This is a genomic window from Pseudomonas sessilinigenes (assembly GCF_003850565.1).
Lineage (GTDB): Bacteria > Pseudomonadota > Gammaproteobacteria > Pseudomonadales > Pseudomonadaceae > Aquipseudomonas > Aquipseudomonas sessilinigenes.
Window position 1 is genome coordinate 2,658,569 of the sequence record NZ_CP027706.1, and the last position, 11,562, is coordinate 2,670,130.

Annotated in this window: 11 protein-coding genes; 9 read left to right on the top strand and 2 right to left on the bottom strand. The window is 66.1% G+C overall.

Annotated elements, in window-relative coordinates:
• The first annotated feature begins 3 nt into the window (after positions 1-3).
• The 8 genes from C4K39_RS12505 (at position 4) to C4K39_RS12540 (ending at position 8,818) form a co-directional block, all read left to right on the top strand.
• Positions 4-768 carry a quinoprotein dehydrogenase-associated SoxYZ-like carrier gene (locus tag C4K39_RS12505; protein ID WP_124346538.1) on the top strand — a complete coding sequence of 255 codons (765 nt, stop codon included), beginning with the start codon at positions 4-6 and terminating at the stop codon, positions 766-768.
• A 15-nt stretch (positions 769-783) separates the two neighbouring features.
• On the top strand, positions 784-1,719 hold the full coding sequence (locus C4K39_RS12510) for a quinoprotein relay system zinc metallohydrolase 1 (protein WP_124346539.1): 936 nt from the start codon (positions 784-786) through the stop codon (positions 1,717-1,719).
• A 307-nt stretch (positions 1,720-2,026) separates the two neighbouring features.
• Entirely contained in the window at positions 2,027-3,547 is a 1,521-nt protein-coding gene (exaC, locus tag C4K39_RS12515) for an acetaldehyde dehydrogenase ExaC (RefSeq protein WP_124346540.1), read from the top strand.
• 201 nt (positions 3,548-3,748) lie between these two features.
• Positions 3,749-3,820 carry a pyrroloquinoline quinone precursor peptide PqqA gene (gene pqqA, locus C4K39_RS12520; protein ID WP_083236097.1) on the top strand — a complete coding sequence of 24 codons (72 nt, stop codon included), beginning with the start codon at positions 3,749-3,751 and terminating at the stop codon, positions 3,818-3,820.
• A gap of 59 nt (positions 3,821-3,879) precedes the next feature.
• Positions 3,880-4,794: a pyrroloquinoline quinone biosynthesis protein PqqB gene (gene pqqB / locus C4K39_RS12525; protein ID WP_022643639.1), complete on the top strand. Its 915-nt coding sequence runs from the start codon at positions 3,880-3,882 to the stop codon at positions 4,792-4,794.
• Positions 4,795-5,017: 223 nt separating this feature from the next.
• Entirely contained in the window at positions 5,018-6,181 is a 1,164-nt protein-coding gene (gene ercA / locus C4K39_RS12530) for an alcohol dehydrogenase-like regulatory protein ErcA (RefSeq protein WP_085596434.1), read from the top strand.
• The gene (locus C4K39_RS12535; RefSeq protein ID WP_124346541.1) at positions 6,165-7,904 is read left to right on the top strand and encodes a PAS domain-containing hybrid sensor histidine kinase/response regulator; all 1,740 of its coding nucleotides are present in this window, start codon (positions 6,165-6,167) and stop codon (positions 7,902-7,904) included. The genes ercA and C4K39_RS12535 overlap by 17 nt, the downstream gene beginning before the upstream one ends.
• Before the next feature lie 98 nt (positions 7,905-8,002).
• Positions 8,003-8,818, top strand: a complete 816-nt coding sequence (locus C4K39_RS12540) for a VanW family protein (RefSeq protein WP_124346542.1) — start codon at positions 8,003-8,005, stop codon at positions 8,816-8,818.
• Between the two features lie 322 nt (positions 8,819-9,140).
• Here C4K39_RS12540 and C4K39_RS12545 read toward each other — a convergent pair whose 3' ends face one another.
• Positions 9,141-9,527 (bottom strand): hypothetical protein, encoded by a 387-nt coding sequence (locus C4K39_RS12545; protein WP_124346543.1) that lies wholly within the window; start codon positions 9,525-9,527, stop codon positions 9,141-9,143.
• Between the two features lie 142 nt (positions 9,528-9,669).
• Between C4K39_RS12545 and C4K39_RS12550 the strand changes: the two genes are divergently transcribed.
• Positions 9,670-10,059: a hypothetical protein gene (locus C4K39_RS12550; protein WP_225926574.1), complete on the top strand. Its 390-nt coding sequence runs from the start codon at positions 9,670-9,672 to the stop codon at positions 10,057-10,059.
• Here the strand turns inward: C4K39_RS12550 and C4K39_RS12555 are convergent.
• A complete protein-coding gene (locus C4K39_RS12555) occupies positions 10,056-11,477 on the bottom strand; it encodes an FAD-binding oxidoreductase (RefSeq protein ID WP_124346544.1) in 1,422 nt (473 codons plus the stop codon). The two genes, C4K39_RS12550 and C4K39_RS12555, sit on opposite strands and share 4 nt — an antisense overlap.
• Between the last annotated feature and the right edge of the window lie 85 nt (positions 11,478-11,562).

Below are 11,562 nucleotides of genomic sequence, written 5' to 3' on the forward strand. Positions count from 1 at the left end.
GCCATGCGCCTCTGGGTGCTGTACCTGGGCGGCCTGCTGCTGAGTTCGCCACTGGTCTTCGCGGCCCCCATCGAGCCCGGCCCGGACCCGGTGCCGTCGGTGATGTGGGCCTACTACCATCGGCAGATCCTGGCGGACGCGCCCTTCGTCTTCGATGAACGGGTCAAGCTGCTGGCGCCGCCGTTCGCCGAGGATGCGCGCCAGGTGCCGTTGGAAATCGACGCCCGGGCCTTGGCCGGCGAAGTGGTGAAGATCCTCGCCTGGGCCGAGCTCAACCCACTGCCGCGGATCGTCGATTTCGCCCCCGGCGCCGGGGTGCAGCCCTGGTTGTCGATCCGTATCCGCATCGAGCAGGCCACGCCCCTGCGCGCCGCGGTGCTGACCCGCGATGGCCTGTGGCACGTCGGCTCGGCCCTGATCGATGCCGCGGGCGGCGGCTGTACCGCCCCCAGCGTGGTGCGCAGCCAGCCCGGCTGGGAAGAGCACGTCGGCCAGGTGCTGGGCGCGCGCTATCCCCGGGGCGGCGCCAGCCGCTTGCGCCTGCAGGTGTCGCACCCGATGGACAACGGCCTGCTCAACGGCATTCCCGAATTCTTCCTCAACCAGGCGCAACTGCTGGACGCCGACCATCGCGTGCTGGCGCACCTGGAGCTGTACCCGGCGGTCAGCGAAAACCCCAGCCTGGGGTTCGACCTCCAGGCCACCGGGCAGACCCGCCTGCTACTGCGGGACAACAACGGCAATCAGTTCGAAGCGGCCATTCCCTGAGCCCAGGAGCCAAGCATGCGCTGGATACTACTGGTGTGCCTGAGCCTGAGCCTGAGCCTGCCGGCCCGGGCCGAGCTGGACTACCGCCTCGAGCCCCGGCAGATCGCCGAGGACACCTGGCTACTGGAAGGCGGCACCGAGAATTTCTCCCGGGACAACGGCGGCAACATCGTCAACACCGGGTTCATCGTTACCGAGGCCGGGGTGCTGGTGATCGACACCGGGCCGTCGAAACGCTATGGCCAGGCCCTGCGCGAGGCGATTGCCGGCACCACCGGCAAGCCGGTGATCCAGGTGCTGCTGACCCACCATCACCCGGACCATGTGCTGGGCAACCAGGCCTTTGCCGATGTGCCCATCGGTGCCCTGGCCGGCACCACCGAACTGCTGCGCCAGCAGGGTGACGCCATGGCCGAGAACCTCTACCGGCTGGTGGGCGACTGGATGCGCGGCACCGAGGTGGTGCTGCCCAACCGGACCCTGGAACCCGGAGTGCTGGAGATCGGCGGACACCGCCTGCGGTTGCTGGCCCTGGCCGGCCATACCGGCGCCGACCTGGCGATTTTCGACGAGCGCACCGGGGTGTTGTTCGCCGGCGACCTGGTGTTCTACCAGCGCGCCCTGACCACCCCCAACAGCCCGGGGCTTCCGGTCTGGCTCAAGGACCTGGACCGCCTGCAAGCCTTGCCCTGGCGGCTGGTGGTGCCCGGCCACGGCCCGGTGGCCAGCAGCGCTGTCCCCTTTGCCCAGATGCGCGACTACCTGGGCTGGCTGCACCAGCTGCTGAGCGACGGCGCTGCTCGTGGCGACGACATGGCCGAACTGATCCGCGCGCCGATCCCCGCGCGTTTTGCCGCCATCAGCCTGACCCGCTATGAACTGATCCGCAGTGTCAGCCACCTGTACCCGAGCTACGAGCGCAAGCAGATGCAGCGGATCGACCAGCCTTGAACCCAGCCCGGTGAATCTCCATCCCCATGACCTCTTTAGCCGCTGCCGCAGGCTGCGAATGGCTGCGCAGCGGGCGCGACGGTCCTGAGGGCGCTGCAGGTGGCGGTCGCTTGCCAGGCAAGGCCCTGCAGGCCTTTGCGCAGCCTCGCAGAGCGGCTACAGGGTGTGGGGCAGGCGAGGGGGTATTCAGCCTACGACCAAATGACGAGAGTCCCCCTGCCAACGATGCATTCGTCGCTGCCCTGGGGCTCTCTACCATCGAGCCATCGCCTGTCGTGGGACAGGCATCGACCCGCAGAGGCCCAGCATGATCTACGCACAACCCGGAACCCCAGGCGCCATCGTGTCCTTCAAGCCGCGCTACGGCAATTTCATCGGTGGCCAGTTCGTGCCGCCGGTGGCCGGCCAGTACTTCACCAACACTTCGCCGGTCAATGGCCAGGTGATCGCCGAGTTCCCCCGTTCCACGGCCGAAGACATCGACAAGGCTTTGGACGCCGCCCATGCCGCGGCTGAGGCCTGGGGCAAGACCAGCGTCCAGGAACGCTCGCTGATCCTGCTGAAGATCGCCGATCGCATCGAGCAGAACCTGGAGCTGCTGGCGGTCAGCGAGACCTGGGACAACGGCAAGGCGGTGCGCGAGACCCTAAACGCCGACGTGCCCCTGGCCGCCGACCATTTCCGTTATTTCGCCGGTTGCATCCGTGCCCAGGAAGGCGGCGCCGCGGAGATCAACGAACTGACCACTGCCTACCACTTCCATGAACCGTTGGGCGTGGTGGGGCAGATCATCCCATGGAACTTCCCGCTGCTGATGGCCGCCTGGAAGCTGGCCCCGGCCCTGGCCGCCGGCAACTGCGTGCTGCTCAAGCCGGCCGAGCAGACGCCGCTGTCGATCATGATCTTCGCCGAGCTGGTGGCCGACCTGCTGCCGGCCGGCGTGCTGAACATCGTCCAGGGTTTTGGTCGCGAGGCCGGCGAGGCCCTGGCCACTAGCCAGCGCATCGCCAAGATCGCCTTCACCGGCTCGACCCCGGTGGGCTCGCACATCATGAAATGCGCTGCCCAGAACATCATCCCGTCCACCGTGGAGCTGGGCGGCAAGTCGCCGAACATCTTCTTCGAAGACATCATGCAGGCCGAGCCCAAGTTCATCGAGAAGGCCGCCGAGGGCCTGGTGCTGGCGTTCTTCAACCAGGGCGAAGTCTGCACTTGCCCATCCCGGGCCCTGGTGCAGGAGTCGATCTACGAGCCGTTCATGGCCGAGGTGTTGAAGAAGATCAAGCAGATCAAACGCGGCAACCCGCTGGACACCGAAACCATGGTCGGTGCCCAGGCGTCCCGGCAGCAGTACGAGAAGATCCTCTCCTACCTGCAGATCGCCCAGGAGGAGGGCGCCCAACTGTTGACCGGCGGCGCCATCGAACCCCTGGCGGGCGACCTTGCCAGCGGCTACTACATCCAGCCGACCCTGCTCAGGGGGCATAACCAGATGCGCGTGTTCCAGGAAGAGATCTTCGGCCCGGTGGTAGGGGTGACCACCTTCCAGGACGAGGCCGAGGCCCTGGCGATCGCCAACGACAGCGAGTTCGGCCTCGGGGCTGGGGTCTGGACCCGCGACATCAACCGCGCCTACCGCATGGGCCGGGCGATCAAGGCCGGTCGCGTGTGGACCAACTGCTACCACCTGTACCCGGCGCACGCTGCGTTCGGTGGCTACAAAAAGTCCGGCGTGGGCCGCGAGACCCACAAGATGATGCTCGACCACTACCAGCAGACCAAGAACCTGCTGGTGAGCTACGACATCAATCCGTTGGGCTTCTTCTAGGCAGCGGCAAGCGGCAAGCTTCAAGCGACCCATGCGTGTCTTTGTCGCTCCTATCTTGCCGCTTGTAGCTTGTAACTTGTAGCTGCCCCTACCCCTACCAAGGCATCCGCCAACCGGTGCCAAAGTAGCATTCGGACCTGCCGAACACCGTGCATTAATGCGGTTACCGGAATCCCCCGGCACGACAAGAGGATCGACCCCATGTGGCATAAACCCGCCTACACCGACCTGCGCATCGGCTTCGAAGTGACCCTGTACTTCGCCAATCGCTGAGCCGTTCCGCTCCGGTCGCTACGGGTGGCGACCGGAGTCTTCTGTCTTCGGAGCACTCCATGCATATCCGCATCCTCGGTTCCGCAGCGGGCGGCGGTTTTCCGCAGTGGAACTGCAACTGCCGCAACTGCGCCGGTGTGCGCAATGCCAGCCTGCGGGCCCGGCCGCGCACGCAATCGTCCATCGCCCTGAGCGACAACGGCGTGGACTGGATCCTGTGCAACGCCTCGCCGGACATCCGCGTGCAACTGGCGTCTTTTCCTCCCTTGCAACCGGCACGGCAACTGCGGGACTCGGCGCTGGCCGGGGTGATCCTGCTGGACAGCCAGATCGACCATTGCACTGGCCTGCTCAGCCTGCGCGAGGGCTGCCCGCATCAGGTCTGGTGTACCGAGATGGTGCACCAGGACCTGTGCAGCGGTTTCCCGCTGTTCAACATGCTCAGCCACTGGAACGGCGGCCTGGCCTGGCAGCCGATCCACCTCGATGGCCGCACCTTCAGCGTACCGGCCTGCCCGGACCTGCTGCTGCGGGCCATTGTCCTGCGCAGCAGTGCGCCGCCGTATTCGCCCCATCGCGGCAACCCCCATCCGGGGGACAACATCGGCCTGTTCGTCGAGGACCGGCGCAGCGGCGCCAGCCTGTTCTACGCCCCGGGCCTGGGCCAGGTGGACCAGGCCCTGCTGGAGTGGATGGGCCGCGCCGACTGCCTGCTGGTGGACGGCACCCTGTGGCGCGATGACGAGATGCGCCAGTGCGGGGTCGGCGACAAGCTCGGCAGCGAGATGGGCCACCTGGCGCAAAGCGGCCCCGGCGGCATGCTCGAGGTGCTGGAGGCGTTCCCAAGGGCGCGCAAGGTGCTGATCCACATCAACAACACCAACCCGATCCTCGACGAAGACTCCGCCGAGCATGCCCAATTGCTGCGCCGTGGCATCGAAGTGGCCCACGACGGCATGGACCTGCACCTGTAGTCGCTGCCGGGCCTGCGAGGCTGCGACCGGGTGCGCAGCGCCCGCAAACCAGGCGGCGCGGTGCATCAGGCCGATCGCACCACCTGATCGGGCGACCCGTGCCGGGCCGAGCGCAGTCTGCGGCGGCCACACGAGGCGAGGGGCACCATGGTCGGATTGCATTCGCCCGGCGATGCTTTAGGCTGGCGTTCTTTCCAGAACAATAAGAAAACAGGCTTTTGCCATGGGCCAGAATCTCAGTCTGCTGCGCAAGTTCGTCTCTCCGGAAATCATCTTTGGCGCCGGTTGCCGGCATAACGTCGGCAACTATGCGAAGACCTTCGGTGCGCGCAAGGTCCTGGTGGTCAGCGACCCCGGGGTGATCGCCGCCGGCTGGGTCGCCGATGTCCTGGCCAGCCTCCAGGCCCAGGGCGTGGAGCACTGCCTGTACAGCGCGGTGTCGCCCAACCCGCGGGTGGAGGAGGTGATGCAGGGCGCCGAGGTCTACCGGGAAAACGCCTGCGACGTGATCGTCGCCGTCGGTGGCGGCAGCCCGATGGATTGCGGCAAGGGCATCGGTATCGTGGTGGCCCATGGGCGCAGCATCCTGGAGTTCGAGGGGGTGGACATGCTCCGCATGCCCAGCCCGCCACTGATCATGATTCCCACCACCGCCGGGACCTCGGCGGATGTCTCGCAGTTCGTCATCATTTCCAACCAGCAGGAACGGATGAAGTTCTCCATCGTCAGCAAGGCGGTGGTCCCCGATGTGTCGCTGATCGATCCGCAAACCACCCAGGGCATGGACCCGTTCCTGTCCGCCTGCACCGGCATCGACGCCCTGGTGCATGCCATCGAGGCGTTCGTCTCCACCGGCCACGGCCCGCTCACCGACCCCCATGCCCTGGAGGCCATGCGCCTGATCAACGGCAACCTGGTGCAGATGATCGCCAACCCGCAGGACATCGCCCTGCGCGAGAAGATCATGCTCGGCAGCATGCAGGCCGGACTGGCGTTTTCCAATGCGATCCTCGGCGCGGTGCATGCCATGTCCCACAGCCTCGGCGGCTTCCTCGACCTGCCTCACGGGCTGTGCAATGCGGTGCTGGTGGAGCACGTGGTGGCGTTCAACTACAGCTCGGCACCGGAGCGTTTCAAGGTGATCGCCGAGACCTTCGGCATCGACTGTCGCGGCCTCAACCAACAGCAGATCTGCCGGCGCCTGGTGGACCACCTGATCGCGCTCAAGCAGGCCATCGGCTTCCACGAAACCCTGGGCCTGCATGGGGTCAGCAGCAGCGATATTCCGTTCCTGTCGCGCCATGCGATGGACGACCCGTGCATCCTCACCAATCCCCGGGAGTCGAGCCAGCGCGATGTCGAGGTGGTCTATGGCGAGGCCCTCTGACGAGCAGCAACGGGCCCTGGCCGGGCTGCTGGGCCTGGGCAATCACTCGGCGCGCAAGAGTCACTACCCGGAGCTGGCCGCACGCCTGGAAGACCTGGAAACCGAGCGCAACCGCTACAAGTGGCTGTTCGAGCACGCCGTGCACGGGATCTTCCAGGCCAGCCTGCAGGCCGGCATGCGCGCCGCCAACCCGGCCCTGGCCCGCATGCTGGGTTACCAGGACCCCCAGGAAGTGCTGTTCTCGCTGGCCGACCTGGCCGGCAACTTGTTCGTCGGCGGCGCCCAGGAGCTGGAGGCCATCGGCGAGCAGTTGCAACGCGAGCGCAGCTTGCTGGGCTACGAGACTCAACTGCGGCGCAAGGACGGTAGCAGTATCGACGTGCTGATGAACCTGCTGCTCAAGCCCGATGAAGCCGGGCTGGTGGAGGGTTTCGTTGCCGATATCACCGAGCGCAAGCTGGCCCAGCAACGCCTGGAGCAACTCAATGACCAGCTGGAACAACGGGTGACCGCGCGCACCGATGAACTGCTGGACGCCAACCGCGAGCTGCAACAGCAGATCCTGCGGCGCGAGCGCAGCGAACGGGAAGCGCGGGAGGCGCGGGATGCCGCCGAGGCTGCCAACCGCAGCAAGGACAAGTACCTGGCCGCCGCCAGCCACGACCTGCTGCAACCCTTGAATGCCGCGCGCCTGCTGATCTCCACCCTGCGCGAGCGCCAGTTGCCCAGTGCCGAGCAACTGTTGGTGGAGCGCACCCACCAGGCCCTGGAGGGCGCCGAGGACCTGCTCACCGACCTGCTGGATATCTCCCGCCTGGACCAGGCGGCGGTCAAGCCCGATCCGGCGACTTATCGCCTGGATGAAATCCTCGCGCCACTGGTGTCCGAGTTCCAGTCGGTCGCTGAGGCCGCTGGCCTGGAGTTGCGGGTGCGCCTGGGGGACTACGCGCTGTTCACCGACCTGCGGTTGCTGACGCGAATCCTGCGCAACCTGTTGAGCAATGCCTGTCGCTACACCGAGCGCGGCAGCATCCTGCTGGCGGCGCGGCGCCGGGGCGAGCACCTGCGGCTGGAGATCTGGGACACCGGGCGCGGGATTGCCGCCGATCGCCTGGAGTCGATCTTCCTCGAGTTCAACCAGCTGGACGTGGGCCGCGCCGCCGATCGCAAGGGGGTCGGCTTGGGGCTGGCGATCGTCGAGCGTATCGCCCGTATCCTCGGCTACCGGGTGCAGGTGCATTCGCGTCCGGGCCGTGGTTCGCGGTTCAGCATCGAGGTGCCCCTGGCCGCTCGTATGCCGCTGCCCATCGGCCAGCAAGCGCCGCAGCCGAGCACCGGCAACCCGCTGCCCGGGCGCCGGCTGCTGGTGCTGGACAATGAGCTGAGCATCCTGGACAGCATGGCCGCATTGCTGGGGCAGTGGGGGTGCCGGGTCGTCACCGCCACTGACCAGGCGGCGGCCCTGGAGGCGCTGCAGGGCCAGGCGCCGGAGCTGATCCTGGCGGACTTCCACCTGGATCACGGCATCACCGGGTGCGAGGTGGTGCGCCAGTTGCGCGAGCACTTCGGCCAGCCGTTGCCGGCGGTGATCATCACCGCCGACCGCAGTGATCAGTGCCGGCGGGCCTTGCAGCAATTGGGCGCGCCGCTGCTCAACAAACCGGTGAAGCCAGGCAAGCTGCGTGCTGCCTTGAGCCAATTGCTGGGGCAGGGCGGCGCCTAGAGGCCGGACTCCTGGCTAGTGGGGCGGCGGACTTGCGGCTAAGATGCCGCTCTTTTTTTCAAGGACGAAGCTGGCCCTGGGCTGGCCCATACCCATCGATGAAGCCGTTGTCTTCGTACCATCCGTTGTTGTACTGGCTGCGCGTGCGCCAGAAGCGCCTGGCGCGCAGCCTGGCCTGGCGTTTTTCCGGCCGGCGTTATGCGCGCCCCGTAGCCGACAGCCCGCGCTTGCCCCATCGCTACATCAAGCACACCTCCAAGCTGATCCGCACCCTGGGCGACAGCGACCTGGCCCTGCAGCACAACAAGGTGATTAATCTCAGGCTGGCGGTGGCTTGCATCGATGGGGTGCGCATCGGCCCGGGGGAGTATTTTTCCTTCTGCCAGCTGGTGGGCCGGCCCAGTCGCGCGCGGGGGTTCGTCGAGGGCATGGAGCTGTCGTTCGGCGAGGCGCGCAGCGGTATCGGCGGGGGCATCTGCCAGCTGAGCAACCTGATCCACTGGATGGCGATCCACTCGCCATTGCAAGTGGTGGAGCGGGCGAACCACAGCTTCGACCCGTTTCCCGACGAGGGCCGGGTGCTGCCTTTCGGTTCCGGCGCGGCGATCTTCTACAACTACATCGACCTGGTGCTGCACAACCCCGGGCCGCACGCCTTCCAGCTCAAGCTGCACGTCGGCGCGCACCAGCTCGAGGGCGAGCTGTTGTGCGAGCAACCACGCAGCTACCGCTACCACGTCTATCAGCGGGAGCACCGTTTCGTTCGCGAGGGTGGTCGGGTGTTTCGCGAGAACCAGATCTGGCGCGACATCCGCACCAAGGGCCAGGATTCCGAGCTGGTGCAGCAGGAGTGCCTGTATCGCAATCGAGTCGTGGTCAAGTATCCGGTGGCCGATGAGTGCCTGGAGCATTAAGGGCGAACGGTTAGGCAGTGGCCCGCGCCAGTGGCTAAACCAGTGCCAGGAGTGGCCTGGGTGTGTGAAATTTCCTACTTGAAATACAGATAATTCATCAATCCAGTTTTATTCAGAATCAGTCCTCGGACTTTCCCTGGCAGTTGCACTAGAATGCGAACCGTTCGCCCGGTGCAAGGGCTCTTTACCGGTGCAAGGATTGCCAAGGCCAGAGCACTGGGCGAACACCTCCTCCTGATCCGCGCCCTGCGCACATCGTTCCACCCCCTCTTATTCATCAGCGCTCCACCCTCATCGAGGGTCGCCTTATTGCGTGCCCCAGTCAGAGAACCACCGGGTATAACGCCACCCTGCGGGCCTGCAGCTCGACCCATTGCGGGCCGTCTTGCGATGCGCCCTGCAACGACAGCAGGACGATGGACCCGCCGATAGAAAGTGCTGCGCCGCCATCGCTGTCCACCTGCAACAACTGCGCGTTGATCCGCAAGCCATCGGCGCTCCAGTCCATGCGGGGGGCGCTGCTGGGACTTGCGTGCAGGTTGTGGTCCCACTGGAAGCCATCCTCCAGGGCGAGCTCCACCTCGTGCTCGCTGGCCAGGGGCGGAAGCGGCCCCGACCACTGGCCGCGTCCGTTGCCCACGGCGCAACTGAAACCGACCCACGGGCCATCGGGCATTTCAGGGTGCAGGGCGGTCAGGGTGATACGCATGGGCAGGGTTTCCACGGGCCGGGAGATGAGTGGCGCCAAGGCTGCCGCAGCCGGGGCCGGCTGGCAAGCTGAGCGGTGGTTTTGCTTGCGTGGACCGGGCCTGTTCAACAGAATGCGCCCCTTGCCCGAGCCCACGAGGGCCATGGACGCTATTGGAGATCCGGGATTGATCTGGTTGCAACGTTTGTTGATGTCGATCGGTGTGCTGGCGCTGGTGCTGCTTGGCCTGGTGCTGGCCAAGATGGAGTTCGCCCGGACGCCGCCCCTGCCCCTGGCCAACCACCCCGGGGCCCAATGGCAGGGCGCCGCCGATGGCGGTTACTTCGTCGAGATCACCCGCGCCGAGCCGCCGCTGTTCTTCGTCCAGGTGCGTCATGCCAGCGGCGATCTGTGGGATGAAGGCTGGGTGCGCTACGAAGACGGCGACGGCGGCCCGCTGACCGCCGACAAGGTGCTGGCTTTTGATGGCGATGCGGTGATCTACCTGCAACAGCGCAAGGTCCTGGCCTCGCAGAAGTCCATCGCCCGCTAGCGTTCCGAGGGTTTTGGGCCCGGGCGCTGCGGGGCGTAGGCATCCCACAGCTTGTTGCGGAACTTGTTGTGCGGATCGACCCGCGCCTTGAGGGCGAAGAACTCGTTGGCCCGGGGATAGGCCGCGTGGAACTGCTCAGGCGTGGCCAGGATCTGGTAGGGCAGGTAGTAGCTGCCGCCGTGGCGGATGGCGCTGTCCACCAGGGACCGGGTCCACTGGCGCACCTCATCGCGGGCGGCCGGGCGGGTGTCTTGCTGGTAGTACAACACCAGGGCGAACACGTCGGTCCGGGCCCAGGCCAGCAGCGTGCCGGGATCGGCCTTGGCGTGGCGGATGGACAGGTTGATCACATTGACCTTGTGCTTGCGCAGGGTCTCGCCCATGTCCTCGACGAAGCCTTGCAACTGCCCAGGGGGCACGAAGTACTCCTGCAACACGTAGGTGCGCCTGGCCCGGGATGCCGGTTCCAGCTCACGCACGTCGAGGCTGGCCTCGTAGTTGCGCCAGACCACCTGCTGGCGCTTGAACACCAGCGGGTCGATCACCTCTTCGCGGATCGACTTGCCCATGGGCCATTGGCTCACCACCTTCATGGCCCGGCGTTCCTTCCAGTAGTTGCGGTCCAGGGGCGTGAGGCGTTCCTCCACCGTCACCGGCAGCTCGGTCTGGCTGTAGGACACCGCGCGCAGGTGCTGGTACTGGTTGGGGTAGAGCACGGCGTTGTGCAGGATCACCTTGGGATCATTGGCGATGTGCTGGAAGAAATAGTCGTTGTAGCGCTCCAGGGGCATTTCTTCGAAGGTCCGCAGCAGGCGCACGTTGTCGCTCAGCTGCAAGGTGGCTTCGGCTATCACTCCCAGGCCGCCGTAGCCGCCGATGGCGCCGTAGAACAGCTCGGCATTATTTTGCGGGCTGGCCTCGATCACCTGGCCGTCGGCCAGCACCAGCTTGATCGACTTCACCGAGCCCACCAGTGGCCCGTAGCCGATGTAGCGGCCATGGGCGTTGACGCTCAGGGCGCCGCCGACGGTGAAGTTGGCGTAGCTCTGCATGATGCTCACGGACAGATCGTAAGGGTCGATGAAGGTTTGCAGGGCGCGCCAGGTGATACCGGCCTGGACCGTGATTTCCTTGCGATCGCGGGAGAACGCCAGGACCTGGTCGAAGCGCCGCATGTCGATCTGCAGCGCGTGCTCGGTGGCAGTCTGCCCGCCCATGCTGTAGCGGCCGCCGCCGATGGCGATGGGCCCGGGGTGGCCGGCCACCAGCTGGACGATCTGCTCCAGGCGAGTGGGCTGCGCCACCTGGTCGACCACGATGGGATTGAGCAGGGTGATGTCGTTGACGATTTGTTCGCCGTGGCTGGCCGAGGCTAGGCCCAATGCGGCGCAGAACAGCAGGCCGGTGCTGAATTTCATGGAACCATCCCTGGAAGACGCCACCGGCAGGTGGCGCAAATGGCGGCAGGATAGCCTTGCCGCCGTTTCCCGGCCATGGATTCTT

Excerpts from the sequence above, each read along its gene's own strand:
- ercA (WP_085596434.1), top strand. The coding sequence starts at position 5,018 with ATGGGCCAGAATCTCAGTCTGCTGCGCAAGTTCGTCTCTCCGGAAATC.
- C4K39_RS12505 (WP_124346538.1), top strand. The coding sequence starts at position 4 with ATGCGCCTCTGGGTGCTGTACCTGGGCGGCCTGCTGCTGAGTTCGCCA.
- exaC (WP_124346540.1), top strand. The coding sequence starts at position 2,027 with ATGATCTACGCACAACCCGGAACCCCAGGCGCCATCGTGTCCTTCAAG.
- C4K39_RS12535 (WP_124346541.1), top strand. The coding sequence starts at position 6,165 with ATGGCGAGGCCCTCTGACGAGCAGCAACGGGCCCTGGCCGGGCTGCTG.
- pqqB (WP_022643639.1), top strand. The coding sequence starts at position 3,880 with ATGCATATCCGCATCCTCGGTTCCGCAGCGGGCGGCGGTTTTCCGCAG.
- C4K39_RS12510 (WP_124346539.1), top strand. The coding sequence starts at position 784 with ATGCGCTGGATACTACTGGTGTGCCTGAGCCTGAGCCTGAGCCTGCCG.
- C4K39_RS12540 (WP_124346542.1), top strand. The coding sequence starts at position 8,003 with ATGAAGCCGTTGTCTTCGTACCATCCGTTGTTGTACTGGCTGCGCGTG.
- C4K39_RS12545 (WP_124346543.1), bottom strand. The coding sequence starts at position 9,527 with ATGCGTATCACCCTGACCGCCCTGCACCCTGAAATGCCCGATGGCCCG.
- C4K39_RS12555 (WP_124346544.1), bottom strand. The coding sequence starts at position 11,477 with ATGAAATTCAGCACCGGCCTGCTGTTCTGCGCCGCATTGGGCCTAGCC.
- C4K39_RS12550 (WP_225926574.1), top strand. The coding sequence starts at position 9,670 with ATGGACGCTATTGGAGATCCGGGATTGATCTGGTTGCAACGTTTGTTG.